Consider the following 26,051-nt stretch of genomic DNA (forward strand, 5'->3'; position numbering starts at 1 on the left):
CACCCGCGGTCTGCGCCGCAGATCGTGCCGTCGGCCGAAATCGCCTGCGGGCGTGCGGCGATCGCCGCGCCCCGATGGGCCAGCGGCTAGGCGGTCAATACCGCGCCGACCAGGCGGTGCAGCTCATTGGCGATGCCGGCCCGGTTACGCATGCTGACCGTCTGGGTGATGTCGGTGACCATCCCGATGGATGCCTGGGCCAGCAGTCGCGCGTGCGGCACCGACACGTCCGGGCGGACCGCCTGGATCGCGGCCACCCACTCCTCGATGTATTCGCGCTCACTGATCCGGATGGCCTCCTGGGCCTGCTCCGGCAGGTAGACGAGGTCCGCGGCCAGGATCGCCAGGATCGGCTGATGCGGGCCCAGCGCCAGTTCGATGAGGGTGCAGGCGATCACGTCGATGGCCTCGTCGGGCGTGGTCGCGGCCGGCAGCCGGTGGTTGGTCACGTAGTGCAGGCCTTCGGCGCCGCGGTTCAGTACCGCCTGCAGAAGTTCGGCCTTGCCGTTGAAGTACTGGTAGAACGTGGCGATCGCGGTGTCGGATTCGCCTGCGATCTCCTCGATCCCGACGGCGTGATAGCTCTGCGCGTGGAACAGTCGGGTCGCGGTGGCCAGGATGCGCTCGCGCCGCCCCGGCGGGCGCCGTTGGATCGGGGCCGGGGGAGCGGAGGCGGTGACGGCACCGTTGAGTTCACACCGCAATATGGCGTCGGCCGAGGACAGCAGGATGCGTTTGGCTGCCGCGTCGTCCATCCGCTTGCGTGCGGTCGCCACGCTGGAGTAGACGCCCAGCACACTCCAGGCCCGCAGTTCGGCCACGCCGCCTGCTTCCTGGTCGTCGCCGAGCCCGAGTGCCTGGACCGTCAGCCGCAGCACGTGCTGCAGTTTGAGCCGGAACTGTTCCTGCTCGCTGTCGGAGAGTTGACGCCGCTCCCGCTTCCACAGCAGGACCTCTTCGCGCTCCAGCACCAGATCGGCCAGCTCGGACAGGAACTTCGCCGCGCGCTGCTCGGGATCGAGGTCGGCTTCGACGGCCGCCGCGGCCACGGCCTCGACGGCGGCCAGTTGTTCGGAGATGGCTTGCGCCAGGATGTCGTGCTTCTTGCGGAAGTGCCGGTACAGGGCCGGTCCGGTGAGCCCGACCGCGGAGGCGACGTCGTCCATGCTGACGTTGTGATAGCCGCGTTCGGTGAACAGGCGCGCGGCAGCCTGGGACAGCTGCAGTTTGCGTACCGAGCTCCGCGCGTGTTGTCGAACGGGTTGCGCCACTCCGGCGTTCCTCCCTGTACTGGAATCCGGCGGTAGCCCGGTCCTGGAAGAGTGAACCATAATCATAGTTCACTCTTCCAGGTTTGCCGGGCTACCGCTCAGCAGTGCTCGGGCGGATCAGTTGACGGCGACCACGGCTTCGCCGCTGAGGGTCACGGTGCCGTCGGCCAGGGTGATGGCCAGTTCGATGGTCGCGCGCTGCTCGCCGTCGACGTCATCGATGCTCACCACGGTTCCGGTGCACGTGGGCTGGGCGAGAACCGGTGTGATCGAGGTGAAGCGGGTGCTCAGCGCCCGGAGTCGGGACTGCGGCACCCACGAGGTGATCAGCCGGCCCAGGAACGCCATCGACAGCATGCCGTGCGCGAACACGTCATCGAACCCGGCGGCCTTGGCGGCGTCGATGTCGATGTGGATCGCGTTGTGGTCGCCCGAGGCCCCGGCGAACAGTGCCAGCGTGGTGCGCGAGATCGGCTCGATGGCCAGCGGCGGAAGCTGGGTTCCGACCTCGACAGTGGTGGTATCAGTGGTCACGACGGTGCTCCATTCCGGATGACGGACACGCTTTCCATCTCGGCGACGAGTTCGCCACCCGATGTCAGCTGCGACCGGCGCACCAGGAACTCCAAGGCGCCGTTCTTCTTCGAGAAGTAGTCGGTGAATTCGGCGGTCAGCGTGAGCTGATCGCCGGCGTGCACCTCGCGGTGATAGGTGAACCGCTGCTCACCGTGCAGCACCGAGGACACGTCCACCCCGTTGGCCTCCAGGACACCCAGGGTGTCGGAATGCTCCAGGTCGAGCCCGAACACGAAGGTCGGCGGCGCCAGCAGGTCCGGGTGCCCCGCAGCGCGGGCCGCCTCGACGTCGAAGTAGATCGGGTCGGATTCACCGATCGCCTTGGCGAACATGGCAACTCGGCCGCGTTCGACATCGACGGTGCTCTCCGGCCACTGATAACCCTTGAGAGATTCAGCGCTCATCGGGCGGTCCTTTCGTAGAGGGTGACGACGCACGCGCCGCCGAGTCCGAGGTTGTGCTGCAGCGCCAGCTGGGCGCCTTCGACCTGGCGGTCGCCGGCCTGGCCGCGCAGCTGCCAGACCAGTTCGGCGCACTGGGCCAGTCCGGTGGCGCCGAGCGGGTGTCCCTTGGACAGCAGCCCGCCGGACGGGTTGGTGACGACACGGCCGCCGTAGGTGTTGTCGCCGTCGAGGATGAACTTCTCGGCGGTGCCCTCCGGGGTCAGGCCCAGGGCTTCGTAGGTGATCAGTTCGTTGGTGGTGAAGCAGTCGTGCAGTTCGACCACCGGAATGTCCTCGGGCCCAACGCCGGCGGCCTCGTAGACGTCCTTGGCGGCCTTGGCGGACATGTCGTAGCCCACGACGCGGCGCATATCGTCGCCGTCGAACGCGCCGGGAAGGTCGGTGACCAGCGACTGTGCTCGGATGTGGACGGCCTGGTCGATGCCGTGCGCGGCCGCGAACTCATCGCTGCACACAATGGCGGCGGCCGCGCCGCAGGTGGGCGGGCAGCACTGCAACCGGGTCAGGGGACCCCAGATGGTCGGCGAGGACATCACCTCGTCGAGGGTGACCGTGTCGCGGAACACCGCGAGCGGGTTACGGGCGGCGTGCTGACGTGCCTTCACCGAAATGCGGCCGAACGTCTCGGGTTTGGTGCCGAAGCGCTCCATGTGCGCGACGCCGGCGCCGCCGAAGAGCTGTGCGGCCATCGGCGCCTTCGGATCGGCTCCGGGGCGGCTCATCGCCACTTCCTCGAACTTCCCGGTGGAACTCGGCCGGTCGTCCCACACCGCGGCCAGCGCACCCGGGCGCATCTGCTCGAAGCCCAGCGCGATCACACACTCGGCGACTCCGGAGGCGACGGCCTGGCGGGCCAGCCACAGCGCCGAGGATCCCGTCGAGCAGTTGTTGTTGACGTTGACCACCGGAATGCCCGACAGCCCAAGGTGGTACAGCGTCGCCTGGCCGGACGTCGAGTCACCGTAGACGTAACCCACGTAGGCCTGTTCGACCTTGGCGTAGTCCAGGCCGGCGTCGGCGAGGGCCGCGCGGGCGGCGTTGGCGCCCATCTCCTGGTAGTCGGCGCTCTTGCCCGGTTTGGCGAAGGGGGTCATCCCGACCCCCGCGATACATACAGCGCGGCTCATATTCACCCTTACCTGATCGGATTTGTACAGAATTGAAAATAACTATACGACGTATTTGCGCATGAGATCAACAGTGTCGGCACGCCATTGGCCGATACTGTCGATAACAATCCGTGGGGGCAAACGATTACGCCGAGGATCGTGGCCAGTAGGTGGCTGCGATCCTCGGCGTAGTGATGGGTGGTGTGAGCTGCCTAGCCCGAGGCCCGTTCGAAGTGGCCGTGCACATTGGGGTAGCGCATCATGTGCGCGCCGCCGTTGAGGTCGAGCACCTCGCCGGTGATCCATTGCGCCCGAGCCAGATACAGGATGGCTTCGGCGATCTCGTCGGGGGTGCCCGGCCGGTCCAGTGGGATGTTCTCCACGTACTCGCTCTGCACGCCGTCGACGCCGAGCGCCCCGGAGGTCAGCGGTGTGTGCACCAGCCCGGGGGCCACCGCGTTGACCCGCACCCGCGGAGCCAACTCCAGCGCGGCGACCTGGGTCAGCATCGACAGACCGGCCTTGGCCGAGCAGTAGGCGCTCATCCCGATGGCGGGCTGGCGGGCGTTCAGCGAGCTCAGCGTGATGATCGCGCCGCCGTCGGCGATGTGGCGCGCGGCGTGCTGGATCACCAGGAAGGCGCCGGTCAGGCAGACGTCGACGACCCGGCGGAACTTGGCCACCGGCAGTTCGGTCACCAGGCCCAGGGCGGTGATGCCGGGGCAGTTCACCGCGATCTCGAACCGGCCGTCGCGCTGGGTCACCGTATCGAAGAACGTTGTGACGCTGTCCTCGTCGGCGATGTCGACCGCCGCGGCGACATGGCCGTCGCCGCTGAGTTGTTCGACCACCGCCGCGGCGGCATCGGCGTTGCGGTCACCGATGACGACCGCGTACCCGTGATCGGCGAGAGTGTGGGCGGTGGCGGCGCCGATCCCCGACGCGCCGCCGACCACGATGGCATACGACTTTTCACTCACGATGACTCCCTGTGTCGGGCAACGTATTCAGCGTCCTGCCCCATCTGTGGACAGGGGTACGCGGCGCTCGCTCGCCATGGCGGCGAACGGGTTTGTTAATTCCAGTTCTATCACATGGGGGTGCAGCGAGATACTCCGGACGCCGACGCGTCGACGCGAGAGGGGGTCACCACCAACCGGTGGCGTCCGCCAACTGCCTGCCGAGTTCGTCGACCATGGTGCGCACATAGGTTCCGGACAGGTGGTGGGTGTCGTGGTAGATCAGCACGTTGCCCTCGACGGCCCGGCAGATGGTCGGCCGGCAGACCGCATCGGACAGGTCGAGCAGGCGCATCATCGGGAAGGCGGCCGCGTAGGCCAGCGTCGGATTGCGGTCCCGCAGGGCCTCTTCGCGCGCCAGCCCGCAGGTGTCCGGGTCGTCCCCGGCTGCCAGGCAGTCCACCGGAGAGAAGAACCGGCCCTCGCGCAGCATCCACGGAGTGTCCCTCATGCCCAGGATCTGGAGGCCGTTGTCGGACAGCTCCTCCCACACCCCCAGGTAGTAGTCCGGGACGTAGTCACCGGGACCGTCGAGCACCGGGCGCGTCGTGGTCAGGAACACGTAGTCGGGGCGGTCGGCGATGATCTGTGCGAGCGCATTGTCCGACCAGGTGCGGCACGACGGGTACGGGGTGAACGGCCCGGCGATGATCGGCACCTCCGCGGTGGTCAGCGGGCAGCCCATCTTCAGGTAGGTGACGACCCGGAAACCGTGCTGGCGGCCCAGCACGTGCAGTGCGGTCACCCAATGCTCGGAATGCGATCCGCCGGCCAGGGCGATGGTGCGGGTCGCGTACGGATCCCCGTACACGCAGGTGACCACCTCTTCGCCGCTGAAGTTGGCCAGGCATTTGTCGAGCGTCGTCGGCGGGACGTCGTCGGGTGCCTCCAACCCGGTGGGCCGCACCGGCAACCGGGGGGTCTTGCGGCCCTCGGTCAGTGCCAGGGCGCCCGGGTAGTCACGCAGCGTCAGCGCCGTCAGCTCCGAGCCGCTGTCGCGGACGCGTTCGACGTGACCGCGCCAGCCCAGCGAGCCGACCGCCAGCGCCACGATCAGACAGGCGGTGACGGTGCCGGTCAGGATCGGATGCCAGGCAGGCCACCACCGGGTGTCCACACAGCGCCAGGTCACCCAGGCGGCTGCGGCGGCCACGAGCAGGATCGCGGTGGCCTCACTGACACCGACGGTGTCGTTGTTGGTGTGCGCCATCCAGAAGATCAGCAGCGGCCAGTGCCACAGGTAGAGGGCGAACGCCCAGCCCGCCCACCCGGCGCAGGCCGGCGCCCCGTCGCCCGCCGCCGACCCGGCGAGGATGATCAACACCGTCGCGAGTACCGGGACCAGCGCCCACGGGCCGGGGTAGTCGATGACGCCGTCGGCCAGGATGCCGGCCGCGACGACCGCGATCAGCCCCGCCGCCGCCGCCACCCGGCTCAGCCACCCCGGCCACCGCACGCGGCCGACCGCGAACGCCGCGAGGACACCGGCGAGCACCTCCCAGGCCCGGGTGAAACTGCTGTAGTAACCCAGGGTCTGGTTGTCGGAGTGCTGCAGGAACGCCCACACCATCGAACCGGCGGCCGCCGCGGCGACGACCACCACCAGTGCGGCGCGGCGGCGGATCAGCCAGGCGAGCAGCAGGAAGGCCAGCAGTACCTGGGCGGCGACCGACAGCGCCCACAGATGCTGCAGCGGGGTGACGGTCTCCTCGGCCTGTGCATAGTCCGCGGCGGTCGTCGCCAACAGCCAGTTCTGATAGAAGCCCAGGCCGGCCAGGGTCTGTTCGGCGAACGCCTCCCACCGGGTCTGCGGCTGGACCGCCAGCGTCAACCCGGCGGATGCGCTGAGCAGCAGCACCAGCGCCGGGATCACGCGCCGCGCCCACCACCAGATCTCGGTGCCCACCGAACCGTCGGTGCGCCGCAGCACCCGGGCGCCGACGTAGTAGCCGGCCAGCACCAGCAGCACATCGACCCCGGCGGAGACCCGGCCCAGCCAGAAGTGCCCGACGATGACCAGGACGACGGCGACGGCCGCGAGCACGTCCAGATCGCGGCGGGTCCGCCGGGCGACCGGCGCGACGGGTACGGGGGTGAGCTGTGTTATCTGCAAGGTGGAGAGTCCTGGCTCGTTGCCGGCCCGATCTCAGGCACGCGCGTACGCCGCAGAGAGCATAACGGGACGTCAGCCAGGAGGAGCAGTCAAGCTGCTCAGCGCGGTACTACCGGGCTGCTAGCACTGCCCCGGTCGGTTGACGGCAACCGCCGTCCAGGACTTGGCGTTGATCTTGCGGCCCGGCGACGGCGACTGCTTGCAGACCTGCCAGACCGACAGCGAGCGCACCGACCCGGCGTACGGGCCGGCGTTGCTGATGTACTCCAGCCAGGGACCGCTCTCGCCGACCGTCGAGGAGTACAACTCCTGCGCCTTGGCCAGGTTCATGCCCTGCAGGTCGGGCATCACCCACACCGACGGCGCGGCATTGGCGGCCGGCGCCAGCGCCACCGACATCAGAAATGTTGCGGCTCCGGCCGCTGCGATCGTCTTCAACACGCGAACTCCCTGGGTTGTGTCGAGCAACGATAGACGACCGGTGCACCCGGAATTGACGAATGACACGTTTTTCGGCCGCTCAGCGCCGATTGAGCGCCCAGATACTGGTGGACAGCACGGTGGCGAAGGTGCACCACAGTGGGTACAACCCGAGCGGGGCGGCCTTGGCGCCACGCACCGCAACCGCCCGGCGGGTCAGGTCGGCACTGCTGGCGGCGAGCAGTCCGGCGGTGACGGCCGAGGCGCCGAGCTTGCGCCGGTTGAAGAACAGCCACGACCAGCCGCCGTTGAGCACCAGGTTGACCGCGAGAGCGCGAATGTAGCCGCGCCGCAACTCCGGTGGGGCCTCGTCGAGGGTGGCCGCGGAGACCACGGCGATATCGGCGTACAGCGAGGTCCATGCGATCGGGAACGCCTGGCGCGGAGGCTGGAACGGCGGCTTGCGCAGCTTGGCGTACCAGGCCGACTCGACGGCGGGCTTGGTGGCGATCCCGCCGACCAATCCCGTCACGGCGACGGCGAGTGCGGTCGGGGCCAGCGTCTTGATCTGCAAGGGACACTCCAGGATGTGCGGGTCGGGGGTCCCCACCAAGTATCCGGATTGCGCAGTCGGCAAACCCTCAGATCATGTCGTTGCGGGTCAGCCACCGCATCACCGGCCAGCCGACGAAGACCGGCAGCCAGCAGGTCAGTACCCGGTAGAGCAGCACCGCGGGCACCGCGATCGCCGCGGGCACACCGAACGCGGCCAGACCGCCGATGAGCGCGGCCTCGACCGCCCCGACACCGCCGGGGGTGGGCGCGGCCGAGGCGAGGGTGCCGCCGATCATGGTCACCACCGTCACGGTCACGAACGAGGTGTCCCCGCCGAACGCCTCGATGCTGGCCCACAGCGCCAGCGCCGAGCCCAGAGTCGTTCCGGCCGCCCCCAAGACGATCAGCCCGAGCCGCTTGGGTGCCCGGGACAGCTCCCACAGGTCGGTCTTGACCTCCTGCAGCTTCGGCCGCACCGCCGAGGACAACCAGTGCCGCAGCTTCGGCACCGCCAGGAAGACACCCACCAGACCGAGCGCGACACCGGCCACCAGATACAGCACGGTCGCACTCGGCACGAAGTGCTGCAGGTTCGCCGAGGTGCCCGCGATGGCGGTGAACAGGATGAGCAACAGCACGTGGACCATCACCTGCACGCTCTGCTGCAGCGTGACGGCGGCGGTGGCGCGCATGGTGGAAAGCCCGCCCTTCTGCAGCACCCGGGTGCTCAATGCCAGACCGCCGACGCCGGCGGGCGTCGTGGTCGCGGCGAAGGTGTTGGCGATCTGCATGATCGCCAGGTGACGGAAGCGCACCAGCCCGTCCGCGCACGCCCAGAGCGCACCGGCCGCGCCGAGGTAGCGCAGGCCCGACACGGCCAGACCGAGCAGCGCCCACCACCAGTTGGCGTTGCTCAATTCGTCGAAGAAGGCGGGCACGGTGCTGATGAACGGATAGGCGACGTAGACCAGCGCCACCCACAGCACCAGCTGGATGACCTGTACCCGGGTGAACCGGGTGATGGTCTCGGTGCGGATCTGGTCGGCCCCGGTCTGATGCTGCACCTGTTCCCGGGCCGCGGCGATGACGGCCTTGGCGTCGGGCACCGAGTCGCGGATGCGGGCCGGCACAGCCGTTTTGGTCAGTCGCCGGGAGGCGGTCAGCACGGTCTCGGTGCCGAACGCGTCGATCGCGGCGGCCACCGCCGAGGCCGGGTCGTACATCGCAGAGGTGGTCACCAGCAGCTGGGCGATATCGGATTGCAGCTGGGCGTCGGTGGCCCCGTACTCGGCGTTGGTGAAGCCGCCGAACTGCACCCGGCCGTCATGCACGGTGATCTCGCCGCAACACAGGTCGCCGTGCGAGATCTGATTCTGGTGCAGCGTGCGCAGGGCCTGCCAGACGTCGGCCACCGGGGCGGCCTCGGCGCTCAGCGGCACCCCACGGGCGGGCTTGCGGGCGAACAACGTCCAGCCACGGTCCAACGCGTTCACCGTCACCGAGGAGATGTTGGACAATCCGAGGTCGTCGATCGCGATGGCCATCAGCGCGCGGTGCTCGACGACGCGGCGCATCGAGGCGTGCAGCGGCGCGGTCTCGTCGGCGCGCAACCGGAACTTGCGCCACAGCTGGCTCAGCGCGCCCCCGCTGCGCTGGTTGGGTCCGTACAGCTCGACGACGGCGGTGTTGTCCGGCCCGGTCGCCGCCATCACCAGCGGGCCGGGCCCGGGCGGGCGGATCACCGCGAGCGCGGAGACCACGAATCCGCGCCGGCTCAGCGCCCGGACGGCGCCGTCGAGTGGGACCTCCAGCGCCGGGGTGCCGACCACCCACACCACCAGGGCGCCGACGAACCAGCCGACCGCCAGCCCCAGCAGCGAGCGGGCCGGAACCACCGCGCTGACGAACAGATGGATCGGTACGAACGCCAGCAGCAGCGTCCACCAGTAGCGGCGCAGCCGCCGCGACAGCCAGGGCCCGGACACCGTGAGCACCGCGGCGAGCAGGGCGATCCAGCGTGGGTCGTCCAGGAACTGGGACAGCTGGGTGTCCAGGCGGTCACCGAGATCGAAGTGCCATTGCGGCGCGGCGATACCCCGGCCGCTGATCGACAGCGCCAGCACGGCCAGGACGCCGGCCGCGGCGTAGGCGGCCAGCAGCGTCCAGTGCCTGCCGATGATCAGCTGGACCAGGATGACGAACGGCAGCGCCAGGATGGCCACGCCATAGGCGAGATAGACCAGGTTGGACTGGGTGGGGGTGAGCACGCCGATGATCTCGGAGACCGAACGCTCCAGCGCCACCCAGTCGTTGCGGGTGATCAGCGAGCTGGTGATGACAACGGCAAGCGCCACCGCCGACAGCACCACCCGCAGGATCTCGTTGGTCCGACGGGTCAGCGGTTGCAACAGGCTGCCGGTGACGCTGATGTCCCGACCGTCGACTCGCACGGGGACCAAAGTAACCGGGCGGCGACGTTGCGCGTGCGAAGCGAAGCGTTACGAGCTGTGAGAGTATGCGGGTATTCGCAGCCGGCGTGTGGGATTCCGCGTGGCGCACAGCACAGATCAGACACTTTGGAGCCTCAATGCGTGGCGATCGAATAGTTGAACTGCTGGTAGTGGCGATAGCGGCGGTGGTGAGCGGGCTGGCCCTGTCGGCGTCGACAACGTGGCCGGTGCCGGCGGTGATCGCCGGTGGACTGGCCGTCGGCGTGTTGTTCGGCGCTGTGGCGCGGGGCATCGCTCGCACAACGGCACCGCTGGTGCCCCGCCTGGCGGTCGGGGTTGCTCTCGGGGCGGTGCTCGGTGAACTCGCCGCCGTGGTCATCTTCAGCGCGGCGATCGACGCCCGCCTGGCCGGACAGTCCTCCCCGGCCACCGAGGCCGCGGCGACCGCGCTGGCGCAGGCCCGCCAGGACCGGGCCGGCTTGGATGCGGCGGTCGCGCGGGCCGATCAGCACCGCGACAACGCGCTCGTGGTGGCGCGCTGCGAGGTGAATCCGTCGGCGCAGTGCCCGAAGGGCCGCATCACCGGGGTGCCCGGCACCGGGCCCGAGGCGCGCACCGCCAACGATTTCCTGGGGGACGCGCAACGCGAACTCGACACCGCGATCGCCGACCGGGACAGCCGGATCGCCGGCCTGGACGCCGAGGTGCGCGCCGGTGAGCAGGCGCTGGCGCAGGCCCGGGACGCCGCGCTGACCGGGGGACTGGGCGCCCGGTGGCAGGCGATGAACGGCTACACCCTCGAGCATCCGGGCCCGCTGGTGTTGCGGGTGTTGGTCTTCGGCTTGTTCGTCCTGCTGGCGCTGCTGCCGCTGCTGCTGAAGCGCTGGCAGGGCGCGACGACGCAGGAGGCCGAGTCGGCGGCCGACACCGCGATCGCGGTGAAGCGGGCCGAGGTGCGCGCACAGGTCGAACAGCTGTGGGCCGAGCAGGAATTGAACAGTGCCCGGATGGCCGTCGCGGCGCAGAACGAGATCGACGCCGAACGGCAGCGTCGTCGCGTGGCGGAGGTGCTCGGGCAGCCCGAGCCGGTGGTGGCCGAGCCGGTGGAGAGGCCCGCCGGAAAAGAACTGGAACCGCGCCGCGGTAACCCGGTGCCGATCATCCCGGACATCACCAAGGCCGCGGTGCGGTTCATGCGGCCGTTCGTGCCGCCGGTTGTCAGCGGTGCGATCGGCGGTGTCACCCGCATGGCGACCAAGCCACTGCGGCAGGTGTTCGAGGAGACCGAGGAGTTCCACTTCACGATGCGGCGCACGCATCGGGTGACGGTGCAGACCGAGGGCGGGGATCAGCCGCAGTTGACGACGGAACGCGAATGGGTGGACGTCTCTGCGCCGCGGATCGAGTCGCATCGGGGCGTCGTGATCGACGGATCCGCCGACGCCCGGGGGATCGGCGAGGCGGACGGCCCCCGTCAGCTGCCGCCGGCCTAACTGTCTGTCCATGACATTTTTGCCGATTGTGATGTAACTTCGATCGACGTATCGACGCCCGGAGGCCGCACCGAGAGGAAAACCGGTGGACGCGACACCCTTCGGGCACTATCGGCTCCAGGAGTTGATCGGCCGTGGCGGGATGGGCGAGGTTTACCGGGCCTACGACACCAAGACCGATCGCGTCGTCGCGCTCAAGGTGCTGCCGTCCCAGCTCGCCCAGGATGCCGTGTTCCAGCAGCGGTTCCGGCGCGAATCGCAAGCCGCGGCCGGGGTCAACGACCCGCATGTGGTGCCGATCCACGGCTACGGCGAGATCGACGGACGGCTCTATCTGGACATGCGGCTCATCGAGGGCCGCACGCTCGGGGCGATGCTGTCGGAGACCGGTAAGCCGCTGGACCCGGCCTTCGCGGTGCAGATCGTCGAGCAGGTGGCCTCCGCCTTGGACGCCGCTCACGAACTCGGCCTGATCCACCGCGACGTGAAGCCGTCGAACATCTTGCTGACGAAACAGAACTTCGCCTACCTGATCGACTTCGGGTTGGCCCGCACCGCAGGCGAATCGGGCATGACGACGGCCGGCAGCACCTTGGGCACGCTGGCCTACATGGCCCCGGAACGCTTCGACGGTGGGTTCGCCGACGCACGTGCCGACACCTACGCGCTGACCTGTGTGCTCTACGAATGCCTCACCGGGGCACGGCCCTATCCGGCCGACAGTCTGGAGCAGCAGATCGCCGGGCACATGGTGTCGCCGGCGCCGAAGCCGTCGGAATCCAATGCGCGCCTTGCCCCTTTCGACGAGGTCATCGAGAAGGGCATGGCCAAGAAGCCGGCCAAGCGGTACCAGACCGGTGCCGAGTTGGCGGCCGCCGCGCGGCGTGCGTTGACGGCGCCGGTGCGGGTCACCGGCTCGGGCCGGCATACCGCGGCGCGCCCGGCCGGCCGGCGCACCGGCCGTCTGCCGCAACGGGCCCTGCTGGCGGCGGGGGTGCTGGCGGTGGTCGGCGCCGGTGCGGTGGCGGCGTGGATGTGGTGGGATTCGCGGTCGGCGCAGGACTGGCCCGACGGTGCGGTGCCGGCCATCGCGGCCGGCGTGCCCGCCGACATCCGCGAAGCCGGCAAGCTGGTGATCGGGGTCAATGTTCCGTACGCGCCCAACGAGTTCACCAACTCCGATGGGGAGATCGTCGGCTTCGACGTCGACCTGATGGATGCCGTCACCCGCACCATGGGCCTGTCCCCGGAGTACCGGGAGACGGAGTTCGACGACATCCTGCCGGCGGTGCGGGACGGTTCACTCGATGTCGGCATGTCGTCGGTCACCGACACCCTGGACCGGCAGAAGGTGGTCGACTTCGTCACCTACTTCGAGGCGGGCACGCTGTGGGCGCAGCGCAAGGACTCCTCGGTCGACCCGTCCGCCGCATGCGGTCTGCGGGTTGGTGTGGCGAACAGCGTGATTCAGGAGACCGTGGAGATCCCGGCCAAGAGCGACGAGTGCGTGGCGGCCGGGCTGGCGCCGATCGAGAAGGTGGTCTTCGCCCGCCAGGACGATGTGACCGCCGCGCTGATCGCCGGGGACATCGATGCCATGTCCGCGGATTCACCGGTCACCGGGTTCGCGATCAAGCTCTCGGGTGGGGCGCTGGTACCGGCGGGTTCGGTGTTCGACTCGGCTCCCTACGGGTGGCCGGTCGCCAAGGGCTCGGAGTTGGCCGGGTCGCTGCTGCGCGCTCTGGAGCATCTGGTCGAGACCGGGGAGTACAAGACCATCGCGACCATGTGGGGGGTCGAGCGCGGGATCATCGCCGACCCGAAGATCAACGGGGCCCAACGTTAGTCAACGTTGTCCCGGATCGGTCAGCGCTTCTTGAGATTGAGTGCGTCATCGGCCGCTGAACGGCCTGCCGAGTCCGCGCGCTTGGCTGCCCGCTTCTCTTTCAAGGACTTGCCGGATTTCCTGGTCATGCTCTGACGTGGAGACTTGTCGGCCATGATGGCCCCTTCGATGAGGGGGCCTGTAGCGGTCCCTGTCCCTCGACGATACACGTTGACACCACCCTGGGCGCGGCGTTGACTGGAGATACGGCCGAGTGAATTTAATTGCGAGTTCGCGAATTTCACGCCCGGCCGGCAGAGAGATGATCATGACGACACACATCACCGGTGCCCGAGTCATCGGCAACCACGCCGACATGGGCCCGCAGAAGCCGAAGATCGATCGGGTCACGCTGCTCGACATCGTGCGTGCCGGAAAACGCCGCCGCGCGGCCCAGTGGGATGAGGATTGCGCCGAGTCGCGGTGGAGTTCCGAGGGCGGCGCAGGGCTTGGAATCTGATTTTCTCAATCGGTGCGTAGCCGTACCATCCGGGTCGTCGAACTTTCGTCCAGTTCGACGATATCGGCGCGGGAGCGCAGGAAATCACTGAAAGATTTGAAACCCAAAGACTTTTCGCTGAACGATGGGTCCATTCGCTTCATCTGGGCCTTCACCGCCGAATTGTGCAGCCAGTCCACGTCGTCCTTTTCCAGGCCGATTCGCAGGGCGCGTGTCAGCAGCGCGGTGGCGGCGGGTTGTGGGTCCGGTTCGGCCTCGGTTTCTGGTTCTGGTTCTGGTTCGCTGGGCTCGACCTTCTTGGAGCGTCTAGCCGGCTTCTTCGGCTCGGCAACGGGTTCAGGTTCGAATACCGGCACCCCCGGCAGGGCGTCGTAGACGACGAAATCATCGCACGCGGCGGCCAGCGCGCGGCTCGATGACCCCGCCACTCCTATGCCCACCACATAACGGCCGAGCCGTTTGCAGCGCTGGGCCAACGGGATGTAGTCCGAATCGCCGGCCACGATCACCACGTGGGTCAGATCGGGTAGCCGGAACATGTCCTCGACCGTGTCGACAGCCAGCCGGATATCGGCGCCGTTCTTACCGTAGGCGGCCGCGGGGAACAGTTGGACCAGGTCGACGGCTCGGCCCACCAGCTGCCGGCGGTAGCCGGCATTCACCTCCGCCGACCAGTCCGCGTAGGCCCGGGTGAGCACGAGTGTCCCGAACGAGGATGCGAAGTCCAGTACCGCGCCGACATCAACGGTCGCGCGGTCCAAGCGCGCGGCCTCCAGACCCTTGGCTTTGTCGCGTTGAAAAGAATTGCGCCCGTTTACCTGGTCATATCGCGAGATGACGATGTTATCGAAGTCGAGATAGACCGCGACCCGAGCGGCGGCGATGTCTGTCATGACCCCAGTCTTGCTCATCGGGGTGGCCCTGTGGCGCGGACGGTCGTTCGAGCCTAGGCTTGGGAGCGACGAACTCAGGTGGCCCGGACCCTGCCGCCGGTTGAGACGGATCGGGAACCAGGTGGCAATCAGTGACATCGCGTCGTACGCGAACCTGTCCGCAGCCGACGTGGAGTCGTTCGGGGCCGAACTGGATCTGGTACGCAGGGACGTTGCGGAGTCCCTCGGGGCGCGGGACGCGGCCTACATCCGGCGGGTGATCATCTTCCAGCGCACGTTGGACGTGGTGGCCCGGTTGCTGATCGCCGGGAGCCGTTCCAGGGGCGGATGGCTGGCCGGCACGTTCTCCCTGGCATACGCGAAATCCATCGAGAACATGGAGATCGGTCACAATGTCAGTCACGGCCAGTGGGACTGGATGAACGATCCGGAAATCCACTCCAACACCTGGGAATGGGACATGGTGGGCCCGTCGGCGCACTGGCGGTACTCGCACAACTACCGCCATCACGTGTTCAGCAATGTGCTCGGCGTGGACGATGATCTCGGGTTCGGGGTACTGCGGGTGACCCGCGATCAGCCGTGGAAGCGTGACCACCTGCTGCAGCCGCTGCGGAACTTGCTGCTGGCCGCCGTCTTCGAGTGGGGGATCGCCCGGCACGGATTTCATTCCGAACAGCAACGAGTCACTACCGAGGGTGAGAAGCGTGCGGTGGCTCGGGAAATGTACGCCAAGGTTCGCCGGCAGATCGTCAAGGATTACCTCCTGCTGCCGGCGTTGAGCCTGCGTAGGTGGCGCAGGACCCTGGCCGCCAACGCCACCGCCAATCTGCTGCGCAACCTGTGGGCCTACGTGGTGATCTTCTGCGGGCATTTCCCCGACGGCGTGCAGCAGTTCACCCCCGAATCCCTGCGTGCCGAGACCAGGGCGCATTGGTATCTGCGGCAGATGTTGGGTGCTGCCAACTTCAAAGCCGGTCCGGTACTGGCGTTTTCGTCCGGACACCTCTGTTATCAGATCGAGCACCACTTGTTCCCGGACCTGCCGAGCAATCGCTATGCACAGATCAGCGCACGGGTGCGTGAGCTGTGTGGCAAGTACGACATCCCTTACACCATCGGGTCGCTGCCCTGTCAGTATCTGCAGACGGTGCGGACCAACTTCCGCCTCGCGTTGCCCGATGGCGGGTGGGCCGCCCTTGCCGGGCGACCGATCCGGGTCACACCTTGAAGGTGTCGGTGCTCTTGTCGTCGACCTGCCGCACGTTGTTCTCTGCCTGCTCGATATGGCCCTCGTTGCGCAGCCGACGATTGTCCGTGGCCCACCCGACGTATCTCTTGGTGGCCACTGTTGCGCCCTTGAGTCTGTTGCCGCATCGCCTCTGTGCGATTGCCGGCCGTGAATCCCTTTGCGGGCGTTTGATTTGACGCTACACCTGATCGGGGCGCGGGCGTGTCGACTAAGATCAGGTCCGGTCTGGGGAAGGCGGAGTTCCCGGTGAAGGACGACACGACCGCGGCGGCAGCCGATCTGCAGGCCGGCCTGAGCCGGCTCGCCGGCCTGGTCGCCGACAGTCTCGGTTTGCCGCAGGTGTTGGCAGAGGTGGCTGGGTCGGCCGTCCGCGCAATACCGGGCGCCGACGGTGCCGGGGTGACGCTGCTGTGCGGTGAACCGCACGACCGGACGGTGGTGGCACGGGCGGCCAGCGTGCCGTTCGTCACCGAGGTCGACGCTATCCAGTACCAGACACTGAGCGAGGGGCCCGGCCTAACCGCCGTGGAGCTGCGGCGCGCCGTCTGGTCGGGGTCGCTGGGCGGTGACCGGTCGTGGCCGCGGTTCGGCCCGCGGGTGGGCCGGATGGGGGTGCACAGCGCCCTGGCGTTGCCGCTGACCGTAGCGGACCAGGTGGTCGGCGCGATCACCGTGTATGCGTACGGCAAGGACAGTTTCGGTGGGCACGCCGCCGAGTTCGGAGAACTTTTCGCAAAGCCTGCTGCGGTCGCAGTGCACAACGCCCGAATCCTCGCCGACGCGCTGACGCTGACCGATCAGTTGCGGGCGGCGCTGTCAACGCGGCCGGTGATCGATCAGGCGATCGGGATCATCCGGTCGCGCACGGGTCGCAGTGCCGCCGAGGCGTTCGCGCAGTTGCGTGCGGTGAGTCAGGCCGAACAACGCAAACTGGCCGAAGTTGCCGAACGGGTTGTCGACGAGGCCGTCCGCAGGGCCCGCCTCCGCCCACGCTGACCAGGTGAATGCGGGTCAGGAGGTGTAACGTGGAGGAAGTTGGGACCCCAGCCGGTCCGGGATGAGTCAGCTGTCCGCCGTTGAACTCGCCGAGCGATCGCTCGCGCCGGACATTCAGGTGTCATCCGTCTGTTTGGATCACCGTTGACCATTGCCCCCATCGCTTCCAGTTTTCACGTTTCGCGTACCCCGGTGTGGGAGCGCTCGCGCCCACGCGTTCCTTCCATCGGCCTGCTCAGCACCTATCCGCCCACGCCGTGCGGCCTGGCAAATTTCAGCGCGGCACTTGTCGATGGCCTGTCTGCCAACGGCTCCCAGGTCAACGTGGTGCGGGTGGCCGACGGGTCACCCAGCCTCAGCGATCGCGTCGTCGGCGAGTTGACCAACGGATCTCCCGCGTCCGTCACTCGATGTGCAGACCTGCTCAGCGGTAGTGACGTCGCGATCATTCAGCACGAGTTCGGGATCTACGGTGGTACAGACGGCGATGAAGTCATCGATATACTTGGCGCCCTTCGAATTCCGTCGATCGTCGTGCTGCACACGGTGCCCAGAGACCCGACCCCGCATCAGCGTTGGGTGCTGGCGTCCGTGATGGCGCTGGCCGATCGCGTGGTCGTGATGTCCGTGGCGGCCAGAGCGCTGCTGGGTGCCGGATTCGATGTCGAGCACAAGGTCTCCATGATCCCGCACGGTTCGTCCGCCCCCACCCGAGCGCCCAACAAGCGTGACGGGCGGCCGACATTGTTGACGTGGGGCTTGCTCGGCCCGGGCAAGGGTGTCGAGCGGGTCATCGACTCGATGAAATCTCTGCAGGACCTCCCGGGTAACCCGCGGTACCTGATCGCCGGGCGCACGCATCCGAAGGTGCTGGCCGCCGACGGTGAGGCCTACCGGGATGCGCGCACGGAGCAGGCGAAGCGGGTAGGGGTCGCGGGGTCGGTGTCTTTCGACCCGACCTACCGCAGCACGGCATCGCTGTCGGCTCTCGCGCAGACCTCTGCGTTGGTGGTGCTGCCGTACGACTCCACCGAACAGGTGACGTCCGGGGTGCTGGTGGACGCGATCGCCAGCGGCCGTCCGGTTGTCGCGACGGCCTTCCCGCATGCGGTGGAACTGCTCGGTACCGGTGCCGGTTTGGTCGTCGACCACGATGATCCGGATGCCATGACCTCAGCACTGCGATCCGTCCTGTCCGATCCCCGGCTGGCCGGGGGCATGGCGGCGGAGGCGCGTCGGCTGGCGCCCACCATGGCCTGGCCGGTGATAGCCAGTTCCTATCAGGCTGTGGCGCAACGACTCATCGCGAAGCAAGCGGCCCGCTCGTGGCGCCGATAACGGTGCGGTTCGACCACCTGCTGCGCATCTCCGATCAGCACGGCACGTTCGAACACGCACTCGGCGCAGAACCCCGGCGCGAACACGGGTACTGCACCGACGATATGGCCAGGGTGCTCGTTGTGACCAGTCGTCAGCCCGAGCCCGACGCAACCGTGCGCGCGCTCGAGCGGGTGGCGGTGCGGTTTCTCGATGAGGCGCAGGCGTATTCCGGCGGGTGCCGCAACCGGATGGACGTCAACGGGCGGTGGACCGACTCGTACGCTCTGGAGGACTGCTGGGGCAGGTGTCTGTGGGGCCTGGGCACGGCCGCCGCGCACAGTGACACCGGGCTGATCCGCAGGCTGTCGGTGGTGCAGTTCGAGCGGGCCGCACATGCGCGTTCGCGCTGGCCGCGCGCGATGGCATTCGCCGCGGTGGGAGCCGCGGAGTTGCTCAGCGTCGATCCGGCGAACAAGGCAGCCCGATCCTTGCTCAAGGACTATGTCACCGTTCTGCCCGAACCGACCGGTGACGACGACTGGCCGTGGCCCGAGAAACGGCTCACCTATGCCAATGCGATCCTCGCCGAGGCGATGATCGCTGCCGGCGGTGCGCTCGATGACGCGGCGTTGTGTCAGCGCGGGCTGGACCTGCTCGGCTGGCTCATCGAACGGGATACCGGCGACGGTCATCTGTCACCCACTCCGGCCGGCGGCTGGTCCGCCGGCGAGCCGAGGCCCGCCTTCGACCAGCAGCCGATCGAGGTGTCCTCGCTGGCCGACGCCTGCGCGCGCGCCGCAACCATGGATGCGGCTGCGATCTGGCCGGATACCGTACGGGCGGCCGTCGCCTGGTTCCAGGGTGACAACGACGCCGGCATGCTGATGTGGGATCCGGACAGCGGTGCGGGTTTCGACGGACTGCAGCGCGATGGGGTGAACATGAACAGGGGCGCGGAGTCGACGCTCGCGATGCTGTCCACCTTCCAGCAGGCGCAGCGCTTCGCCGGTGTCCCGCAATGACCCTGACCTGGGACACGCTGGTCACCCGGAGCCCGCAACGACTCGAGGCGGACCGTTCCCGGGTCCTCACCCAGCTGTTCGTCCCCGGCCAGGAAGGTTTCGAGGACCGGGAGTCACGGTCGGGGGCGGTGCTGAGACGGATCTTCGCACTCGACGAGAGCGAGGTTCAGGCGGCGCTCGATGATGTCATCGCACGTTTCGCCGGGCGCCACAGAAATCTCGAAGTCACGTTCGGCCGGCACGCGCGTGAGCTCGCCGACCGGCTCGATCCCGATCTCGAACTGTCCCAAGCGCGAATATTGTTGCTGGGCGCAACCTTCACCAACGAGGTCGCCAGCGAGGGTGCGGCGCTGTGCAATCCGAGCATGGTGGCCCATCCTGATCAGGGTGGTGTCGCGGCGGGCTGCCTGCGCTTCGTGATGAGCGTCCGTGGGATCGGCGAGGGGCACCGATCGTCCATCGGGTTCCGCACCGGAACCGTCGACGGGGCCGGTCGGGTACACGTCGAGGATGCGGTGCCGTTCGCCACGGCGGGTACGGTCACGCCGACGCTGCTCGACGCGGCGGCGTTCCGCAGCGAGCTCGTCGGCCGCAATGATGCCGAGGAAGCAGCCGGGTTCGTGTTCGGTGCACTCGGGGAATCGTTCACCCGGTTTGATCTGGACGAGCAGTTGGACCGACTGCACGATCACCGCGCCACCCGGGGCCATGCCCTGGCCACCATCGAACAGATCCGGACGCTTGCAGATCGTAGCTATGCGCTCGAATTCCCTTCGGCCACAGCGCTTTCTGAGCGTGTGCTGTGGCCGGTCACCGCGGCCGAAGCGGTCGGGATGGAGGACGCGCGGTTCGTGCGCTTCGTTGAGGACGACGGAACGGTCATCTACCACGCCACCTACACCGCCTACAGCGGTTCACGGATCAGTCAGCAGTTGTTGACCACCACCGATTTCCGATCGTTCACGTCGGTGCCGATGGTCGGTCGGGCTGCCGCGAACAAGGGGCTGGCGCTGTTCCCGCGCCGTATCGGTGGGCGATACGCCGGGATGTCCAGGTCGGACCGCGAGTCCAACATGGTGGCCTACACCGATGATCTGTCGGTGTGGGACACGACAGCGCCCTGTCAGCATTCGATGCAGGCTTGGGAGGCCCTGCAGCTGGGCAACTGCGGCCCGCCGATCGAAACCGAGGAGGGATGGCTGGTGCTCACTCACGGTGTGGGGCCGATGCGCACCTACCGGATCGGGGCGATCCTGCTCGACCTGGACGATCCGACCCGCATGATCGGCCGGCTGGCCGAGCCGCTACTGAGTCCCGCCGCCGGCGAGCAGGACGGCTATGTGCCCAACGTCGTGTACTCGTGTGGGGGATTGGTGCACGCCGACACGCTGGTGCTGCCGTACGGCATCGGCGACGCCGCGATCGGCATCGCCACCGTGCCGCTGTCGATGTTGCTGTCCGCGCTGCGTCGGTGACCCCGCGGATTTAGGTTAGCTCCTCTAACTGAGCCAGCTGGCGGGTAGTGCTGCGTCGATCTAACAAAATATTCGTTCCGCACCGCGAAACCGGCCGGTGCACTGGGCAAATGCGCGTAAGCAACCGACGCGAAACCGATGCCCGATTGAATGTGATTCATCGCACGTCGTGCGCTACATTGTGACGGCAGTCATACGAAAGGGTTGGACATGAGCGGTGTACTCCTCGCCATTGTGATGGTCTTGCTGGGCGCCGGTTCCATCGCCGCCGTCGTCGCCGCCGCCGTGCTCGGATACGGCACGATCGCGCTGGCGATCGGCATCATCTCCAGCGCAGCCTTCGCCGCGAAGACGGTCTGACCCGCCCGTTCTCAGGGCCGCTGCCGCAGTCGCGGCCCCAGCCCCGTTGCGCGTACCGCCTGCCGGTCGATCGCCGCGCGCACCTCGGCCTCTGAACCCACCACGCGCACCCGGCTCTTCGCCCGGGTGACAGCGGTGTAGAACAGCTCCCTGGTCAGCAACCGGGAGTCCTCCGGGGGCAGCAGCACTGTCACCTCGTCGGCCTGGCTGCCCTGGGACTTGTGGATCGTCATCGCGTGCATGGTCTCCACCTCGACGAGGCGGCCCGGCGTGAACGACAGCCCACCGATCGCGACCCGCAGCCCGTCCGGCGCGGCCACCGTCACCCCGGTGTCCCCGTTGTACAGCTTGAGGCCATAGTCGTTGGCGGTCACCAGGATCGGGCGGCCGGCGTACCACGTCGACCACAGCGGCTCACCGGTCGCCTCGGTCAGCCAGCGCTCCACCTGACGATTCCAGTGCGCCACCCCGAACGGCCCACGCCGGTGCGCGCACAGCAGCCGGTGCTCGTCCAGCGTCGCCGCCGCGGTGGCGGCATCGCCGAGGACGCATGCCTCCCGCAGCCGAAGTGCCTGCGGCAGCAACACATCCCGCAACGAGTGTGCCGACGGCAGCCACTCGATGTGCTCGTCACCGGCCCGCAACACCTCCAGCGCCGCGTCCGCATCCCCGGCGCGCACCGCGGCGGCCAGCTCGCCGATGGCCGCACCGAACCGGTGCGAGGTCGTCAACGACGCCACCCGCGAGGCGCCCAGTCCGTCCACCAGATCCGCCAGCACCGCGCCGGCCTCCACCGAGGCCAGCTGATCCGGGTCGCCCACCAGCAGCAGCCGGGTCTGCGGGCGCACAGCCTCCAGCAGCCGGGCCATCATGGTCAGCGACACCATCGAGGTCTCGTCGACGACGATGACATCGTGCGGCAACCGATTACCGCGATGGTGCCGGAACCGCGACGAGGTGTCCGGGCGTGCCCCGAGCAGCCGGTGCAGCGTGGTGGCCCGCAAGCCGGCCAGCCGGGCGCGGTCCTGCGGGTCGAGTTCGTCGACCTGCAACTGCACCGCCTCCTGCAACCGCGCCGCCGCCTTCCCAGTCGGTGCGGCCAGCGCGATCCGCGGCGACGGACGGCCCGCGAGCGCGGCCTGCTCGGCCAGCAACGCCAGCAGCCGCGCCACGGTCGTCGTCTTGCCGGTTCCCGGCCCGCCGGTGAGCACGGTAAGTCCCTGGGACAACGCCACTTTGGCCGCGGTGCGCTGTTCGGCGTACTGGTCGGGGAACAGTCGCAACACGTCGGGCGCCTCCCCGGGTGGGACGGTGCCCACCAGCGCCAGCACATCGGCGCACACCTGCTGTTCCTCCAGCCAGTAGCGGTCCAGATACAGCAGGTCACCGAAGAGGCGCAGCACCGGCGGCGTGGCGGCCAGCGGGCTCGCCGCCACCGCCGCCAGCCACGCATCGGGCTGCAGTCCCACCGACGGCGCCGCCTCGCGCAGATCCACGCACACCGACCCGCCGCGCAGGGCGCGCACCACCAGGCGCACGGCCAGCGCCACCTCCTCGGAGCTCTCCCCGGCCAACGCCGTCAACCGTTGGGCCACCTGGATATCGGCGGGCTCGAAGTCGATGTCGATGGTCATGCATGCCCCAACAGGTCGGCGACGGCGATCACCAGCGCGGCCGGCGGTGCCCAGCTGAACACTCCGGCCGGATGCCCGTCCTGCGTCGGGGTGTGCGCACCGCACATGCCCCGCACGAACAGGTAGAGCACCCCGCCGAGATGCCGGTCCGGGTCGTAACCGGGCAGCCGCCAGGACAGATACCGGTGCAGCACCACGCTGTACAGCAGCGCCTGCAACGGATAGTCCGAGTGCAGCATGGCCTCGGCCATCCGCTCGCGGCCGTAGTCGGCGGCGGTCAGCGGTGCGTCGGCGACCCCCAGCCAGTTCGTCTTGTAATCGACCACAAGGTATTTGGAAACCTGGTTCTCGGTAATGCGCAGCACCGCGTCCACCGACCCGGACAGATACCCGCGCAGGGGCTGGCGGCCCAGCGCCCCGGCCGAGAGCCGCGCCGCGTAGGACGCCATCGGGTCGTCGGCGCTCAGGTGCTCGGCCAGCAGTGCGCCGACATCGGCCAGTCGGGCGAACCCGTGGGCCGCGCTGTCCCCGCCGGCCATCGGGAACTCGAAGTCCAGCTCCCGCAACCGGTCGGCCAATCCGATCCGGCGCAGCGTCACGCCGGGCGCCAGCGGGCCCAGATCGGTGTCGTGCATCGGTACCAGGGCGGCGGCCAACTCGGCGGGTTCGACGGTCACCGGCCAGCGTTCGGCATGGCGGCGCACGTGCTGCTCCAGTTCGGCGGCCAGGTCACCGGCCAGCGGATCGGCGGTCTCCAGCACCGCATGCACCAGGGATCCGAAGGCGGCGCCGGTCGGCAGGTCGGCCATCGGAGACGGCACATCCGCACCGGTTGCCGGTGCCACCAGAGGGATGTCGGCCACCTCGTCATCGAGTTCGGCGACCTCGGGTTCGCTGGACACCGGGGATTCCTCGGCGGCGCGCAGCAGACCCGAGTACGAGGTGCGCCGCCACGAGGTGTCGATGGCGCGGTGGAAGTGGCGCACCGCCAGACCGGTGGGCGCGGGCCCGGGCACCGGCGGGATGATCGGCTCGACCGCCGATTCCTCCAGCACCGGGCCGCCGGCCTGCTCCCAGGCCCGCAACCGGGCCAGCGCGTCGGCGTCGGAGATCTTGGCGGGACTGCACACCGCGGGCACCTCGGCCTCACCGGGCGCGCGGCCGCGCAGCAGCCGGGACAGCCCCCCGTTGGGTTCATCCCAGGACGGCGCCCACCATGCCACCACCTGCGAGCAGGCCCGGGTCAGCGCCACGTAGGTGAGCCGGGAGTCGTTGGCTGCGGCCTCGGCCTTCCCGGTGCGCAGCACGATCGGGTCGGGTTCGCCGACGTGCAGGCAGCGTGCCCCGTTGTCGTGGTAGAGCACCGGATTCGGGTCCGGCGAATACCGGTTGAAGGCGAACGGCAGGTACACGATCGGGTACTGCAGTCCCTTGGACACCCACACCGTCATGATCTGCACGGCGGCGGCGTCGCTGTCCAGGCGACGGTTGCGTTCGGCGGACCCGGTGTCCTCACCCGCCTGGGTGCGCAACCAGTCCCGCAGCGCCGGCAGCCCGAAGCCCTCCCGGTGCGCGGCGTCCTGCAGCAGCTGCGTGACGTGGGCCAGGTCGGTCATCAACCGTTCCCCGCCCTGCCAGGACAGCACCTGCTTGCCCATCCCCGCCAGCTGAGCGGCCTCGAACACCGCGGCCACCCCACGCTCGCGGGCGTGCCCGGCCCAGCTGCGCAGTTCCTCCGCCACCCTGTCTGTCAGTGAGTCTCCGCCGGCGGCAAGGGATTCCGCGGTCTCCCGGAAGAACATGGTCGCCGCTGCCGCGCGTACCAGGCCGGGGCGGTGCGGTTGCTCGAACGCCTCCAGCAGGCACAGCCAGTCCTGGGCGGCGGCCGAGGCGAACACATTGGAGTCCCCGGTGTACACCGCGGGGATCCCGGCCGAGGCGAGCGCGGCGTCGCAGGCCCGGGCGTCCTTGTGGGTCTCCACGATGACGGCGATGTCGCGGGCCTGCAGCGGGCGCCCGGCGAAGGTCGCGCCGCTGCTCAGCAGCGCGCCGATGTCGGCGGCCAGGTCGCGGCCGATGTGTTCGCGCAACCGGTCGATGCCGATGGTGCGGGTGCTCTTGGTCCCGCGGGTCACCACCCGCAGCCGGAACGGATCGTTGCGCGGAGCCCCGGCCAGCCGGTGTCCCTGATGGTGCGCTTTGACGTCGTGCACGACGATGCCCGGCCCGCCCAGTTGGGCGCCGCCCAGCACCACCTGTAACCGGTCCACCAGGGCGGCGTCGCTGCGCCAGTTGATGCCCAGGGTCTGCTTGTCCCCGGCGGTTTCGGCGGCGCGCAGGTAGGTGTCGATGTCGCCGCCGCGGAACGCGTAGATGGCCTGCTTCGGGTCGCCGATCAGGATCAGCGTCGACGCTCCGGCGAACGCCCGCTCGATCACCTGCCACTGCACCGGGTCGGTGTCCTGGAACTCGTCGACCATGACCACCGGCCAGCGCTGCGGCATCCGCACCCGCGCCGCCGAATCGGGGTCGGCCAGCGCGTCGGCCAACCGGGTCAGCAGATCGTCGTAGCCCAGCACGCCGCGGCGGCGCTTGCGGATCTCCAACTCCTCGAGCACGCTTCGCGCGAAGCTCAGGCACTCCGCGGTCAGCGAGTCCGGGTCGGCCTCGGTCGGGCGCAGTTCGGTGGCCGGGTTGCGCACCACCTGGGTGGCCAGCTTCTGGGCGTCCCGGTAGCTCAGGAGGGGATTGTCGGTCTCGTTGCCGAACCGCGCCAGGTACAGATCGTCGACGATCTCGGACACCAATTCGTCGAGGCTTTCCACCAGCGTGACACCGCTGTCGCTGTCCCCGGCCACGCCGAGCGATTTCAGCACGATGTGGCAGAACTGGTGGGTGGTCGCGATGGTGGCGGCGTCGAATCCGGCCAGCGCATCGCGCAGCCGTAGCCGGCGGGCGTCGTGATCCTGCGCGATCAGGTGACGTAGCAGATCGTTGTCGGCGGCGGACGGATCCTCGAAAGCGGCCAGCGCGCTGACGATCTGGCCGCGCACCCGCTCGCGCAGTTCCTGGCTGGCGGCCCGGCCGAACGTGATGAGCAGCATCTCGTCGAGCCTGGCCCGGCCCTCGGCGACCATCCGGGTCACCAGACCGGCCAACGCGAACGTCTTACCGGTGCCGGCGCTGGCCTCCAGCACGGTGGTCGAGGCCGGGGCGGGCAGCGGCCCGGTCAGGTCGAAGGTGCACACCTGCGGACTCACGCGGTTGCCTCGCAAGCTCGGCTC

Annotated in this window: 23 protein-coding genes; 9 read left to right on the forward strand and 14 right to left on the reverse strand. The window is 68.7% G+C overall.

Annotated elements, in window-relative coordinates:
* Window positions 1-86: 86 nt before the first annotated feature.
* From K0O62_RS05125 to K0O62_RS05165, 9 genes are all read right to left on the reverse strand, one after another.
* A complete protein-coding gene (locus tag K0O62_RS05125; RefSeq protein ID WP_073857003.1) occupies window positions 87-1,271 on the reverse strand; it encodes a TetR/AcrR family transcriptional regulator in 1,185 nt (394 codons plus the stop codon).
* A 117-nt stretch (window positions 1,272-1,388) separates the two neighbouring features.
* Entirely contained in the window at window positions 1,389-1,805 is a 417-nt protein-coding gene (locus tag K0O62_RS05130; RefSeq protein ID WP_073857002.1) for a MaoC/PaaZ C-terminal domain-containing protein, read from the reverse strand.
* Complete coding sequence (locus tag K0O62_RS05135) at window positions 1,802-2,251, reverse strand: MaoC family dehydratase N-terminal domain-containing protein (RefSeq protein ID WP_073857001.1); 450 nt, start codon at window positions 2,249-2,251, stop codon at window positions 1,802-1,804. Before K0O62_RS05135 ends, K0O62_RS05130 begins: the two co-directional genes overlap by 4 nt.
* A complete protein-coding gene (locus K0O62_RS05140) occupies window positions 2,248-3,438 on the reverse strand; it encodes a lipid-transfer protein (RefSeq protein WP_073857000.1) in 1,191 nt (396 codons plus the stop codon). Before K0O62_RS05140 ends, K0O62_RS05135 begins: the two co-directional genes overlap by 4 nt.
* A gap of 194 nt (window positions 3,439-3,632) precedes the next feature.
* The gene (locus tag K0O62_RS05145; protein ID WP_073856999.1) at window positions 3,633-4,400 is read right to left on the reverse strand and encodes an SDR family NAD(P)-dependent oxidoreductase; all 768 of its coding nucleotides are present in this window, start codon (window positions 4,398-4,400) and stop codon (window positions 3,633-3,635) included.
* 166 nt (window positions 4,401-4,566) lie between these two features.
* Window positions 4,567-6,552, reverse strand: coding sequence for an acyltransferase family protein (locus K0O62_RS05150; RefSeq protein WP_073856998.1), 1,986 nt, complete (start codon window positions 6,550-6,552; stop codon window positions 4,567-4,569).
* Between the two features lie 120 nt (window positions 6,553-6,672).
* Window positions 6,673-6,993 carry a hypothetical protein gene (locus K0O62_RS05155; protein ID WP_234800142.1) on the reverse strand — a complete coding sequence of 107 codons (321 nt, stop codon included), beginning with the start codon at window positions 6,991-6,993 and terminating at the stop codon, window positions 6,673-6,675.
* A gap of 79 nt (window positions 6,994-7,072) precedes the next feature.
* Complete coding sequence (locus tag K0O62_RS05160) at window positions 7,073-7,546, reverse strand: TspO/MBR family protein (RefSeq protein ID WP_073857177.1); 474 nt, start codon at window positions 7,544-7,546, stop codon at window positions 7,073-7,075.
* A gap of 67 nt (window positions 7,547-7,613) precedes the next feature.
* Complete coding sequence (locus K0O62_RS05165) at window positions 7,614-9,977, reverse strand: lysylphosphatidylglycerol synthase transmembrane domain-containing protein (protein WP_073856997.1); 2,364 nt, start codon at window positions 9,975-9,977, stop codon at window positions 7,614-7,616.
* Between the two features lie 170 nt (window positions 9,978-10,147).
* Between K0O62_RS05165 and K0O62_RS05170 the strand changes: the two genes are divergently transcribed.
* Together K0O62_RS05170 and stpK7 are read left to right on the forward strand one after the other, a co-directional pair.
* Entirely contained in the window at window positions 10,148-11,470 is a 1,323-nt protein-coding gene (locus tag K0O62_RS05170; protein ID WP_165636993.1) for a DUF4407 domain-containing protein, read from the forward strand.
* 85 nt (window positions 11,471-11,555) lie between these two features.
* Window positions 11,556-13,316: a serine/threonine protein kinase StpK7 gene (stpK7, locus tag K0O62_RS05175; RefSeq protein ID WP_073856995.1), complete on the forward strand. Its 1,761-nt coding sequence runs from the start codon at window positions 11,556-11,558 to the stop codon at window positions 13,314-13,316.
* Window positions 13,317-13,336: 20 nt separating this feature from the next.
* Here the strand turns inward: stpK7 and K0O62_RS28860 are convergent, their stop codons facing one another.
* Window positions 13,337-13,471: a hypothetical protein gene (locus tag K0O62_RS28860; RefSeq protein WP_264002368.1), complete on the reverse strand. Its 135-nt coding sequence runs from the start codon at window positions 13,469-13,471 to the stop codon at window positions 13,337-13,339.
* Between the two features lie 152 nt (window positions 13,472-13,623).
* Here K0O62_RS28860 and K0O62_RS05180 point away from each other — a divergent pair, with 152 nt between their 5' ends.
* Window positions 13,624-13,815 (forward strand): hypothetical protein, encoded by a 192-nt coding sequence (locus tag K0O62_RS05180; protein WP_131817407.1) that lies wholly within the window; start codon window positions 13,624-13,626, stop codon window positions 13,813-13,815.
* A 5-nt stretch (window positions 13,816-13,820) separates the two neighbouring features.
* On the opposite strand, the gene K0O62_RS05185 is transcribed toward K0O62_RS05180, so the two are convergent.
* Complete coding sequence (locus tag K0O62_RS05185) at window positions 13,821-14,708, reverse strand: NYN domain-containing protein (RefSeq protein ID WP_073856993.1); 888 nt, start codon at window positions 14,706-14,708, stop codon at window positions 13,821-13,823.
* A gap of 121 nt (window positions 14,709-14,829) precedes the next feature.
* On the opposite strand from K0O62_RS05185, the gene K0O62_RS05190 reads away from it, so the two are divergent.
* On the forward strand, window positions 14,830-15,939 hold the full coding sequence (locus tag K0O62_RS05190) for a fatty acid desaturase family protein (protein ID WP_073856992.1): 1,110 nt from the start codon (window positions 14,830-14,832) through the stop codon (window positions 15,937-15,939).
* Here the strand turns inward: K0O62_RS05190 and K0O62_RS05195 are convergent.
* Window positions 15,929-16,057 (reverse strand): CsbD family protein, encoded by a 129-nt coding sequence (locus tag K0O62_RS05195; RefSeq protein ID WP_097934053.1) that lies wholly within the window; start codon window positions 16,055-16,057, stop codon window positions 15,929-15,931. The two genes, K0O62_RS05190 and K0O62_RS05195, sit on opposite strands and share 11 nt — an antisense overlap.
* 149 nt (window positions 16,058-16,206) lie before the next feature.
* On the opposite strand from K0O62_RS05195, the gene K0O62_RS05200 reads away from it, so the two are divergent.
* The 5 genes from K0O62_RS05200 to K0O62_RS05220 all read left to right on the forward strand — a co-directional run bounded on the left by K0O62_RS05200 (window position 16,207) and on the right by K0O62_RS05220 (window position 21,133).
* Window positions 16,207-16,956, forward strand: a complete 750-nt coding sequence (locus K0O62_RS05200) for a GAF and ANTAR domain-containing protein (RefSeq protein ID WP_073857176.1) — start codon at window positions 16,207-16,209, stop codon at window positions 16,954-16,956.
* Between the two features lie 192 nt (window positions 16,957-17,148).
* Entirely contained in the window at window positions 17,149-18,294 is a 1,146-nt protein-coding gene (locus K0O62_RS05205) for a glycosyltransferase (protein ID WP_073856991.1), read from the forward strand.
* The gene (locus tag K0O62_RS05210; protein ID WP_073856990.1) at window positions 18,282-19,298 is read left to right on the forward strand and encodes a glycosyltransferase; all 1,017 of its coding nucleotides are present in this window, start codon (window positions 18,282-18,284) and stop codon (window positions 19,296-19,298) included. Before K0O62_RS05205 ends, K0O62_RS05210 begins: the two co-directional genes overlap by 13 nt.
* Complete coding sequence (locus K0O62_RS05215; protein ID WP_073856989.1) at window positions 19,295-20,773, forward strand: glycoside hydrolase family 130 protein; 1,479 nt, start codon at window positions 19,295-19,297, stop codon at window positions 20,771-20,773. The genes K0O62_RS05210 and K0O62_RS05215 overlap by 4 nt, the downstream gene beginning before the upstream one ends.
* A 210-nt stretch (window positions 20,774-20,983) precedes the next feature.
* Window positions 20,984-21,133: a hypothetical protein gene (locus K0O62_RS05220; protein ID WP_097934051.1), complete on the forward strand. Its 150-nt coding sequence runs from the start codon at window positions 20,984-20,986 to the stop codon at window positions 21,131-21,133.
* Window positions 21,134-21,144: 11 nt separating this feature from the next.
* Here the strand turns inward: K0O62_RS05220 and recD are convergent, their stop codons facing one another.
* Together recD and recB are read right to left on the reverse strand one after the other, a co-directional pair.
* Window positions 21,145-22,767 carry an exodeoxyribonuclease V subunit alpha gene (gene recD / locus K0O62_RS05225; protein WP_073856988.1) on the reverse strand — a complete coding sequence of 541 codons (1,623 nt, stop codon included), beginning with the start codon at window positions 22,765-22,767 and terminating at the stop codon, window positions 21,145-21,147.
* Window positions 22,764-26,015, reverse strand: coding sequence for an exodeoxyribonuclease V subunit beta (gene recB / locus K0O62_RS05230; RefSeq protein WP_073857175.1), 3,252 nt, complete (start codon window positions 26,013-26,015; stop codon window positions 22,764-22,766). Before recB ends, recD begins: the two co-directional genes overlap by 4 nt.
* Between the last annotated feature and the right edge of the window lie 36 nt (window positions 26,016-26,051).

Source organism: Mycolicibacterium diernhoferi (genome assembly GCF_019456655.1).
In the GTDB taxonomy this organism is placed as follows: domain Bacteria; phylum Actinomycetota; class Actinomycetes; order Mycobacteriales; family Mycobacteriaceae; genus Mycobacterium; species Mycobacterium diernhoferi.

Coding starts and splice junctions, on each gene's coding strand:
- recD (WP_073856988.1), bottom strand. CDS start 22,767: ATGACCATCGACATCGACTTCGAGCCCGCCGATATCCAGGTGGCCCAA.
- K0O62_RS05185 (WP_073856993.1), bottom strand. CDS start 14,708: ATGACAGACATCGCCGCCGCTCGGGTCGCGGTCTATCTCGACTTCGAT.
- K0O62_RS05140 (WP_073857000.1), bottom strand. CDS start 3,438: ATGAGCCGCGCTGTATGTATCGCGGGGGTCGGGATGACCCCCTTCGCC.
- K0O62_RS05220 (WP_097934051.1), top strand. CDS start 20,984: ATGAGCGGTGTACTCCTCGCCATTGTGATGGTCTTGCTGGGCGCCGGT.
- K0O62_RS05135 (WP_073857001.1), bottom strand. CDS start 2,251: ATGAGCGCTGAATCTCTCAAGGGTTATCAGTGGCCGGAGAGCACCGTC.
- K0O62_RS05215 (WP_073856989.1), top strand. CDS start 19,295: ATGACCCTGACCTGGGACACGCTGGTCACCCGGAGCCCGCAACGACTC.
- K0O62_RS05180 (WP_131817407.1), top strand. CDS start 13,624: ATGACGACACACATCACCGGTGCCCGAGTCATCGGCAACCACGCCGAC.
- K0O62_RS28860 (WP_264002368.1), bottom strand. CDS start 13,471: ATGGCCGACAAGTCTCCACGTCAGAGCATGACCAGGAAATCCGGCAAG.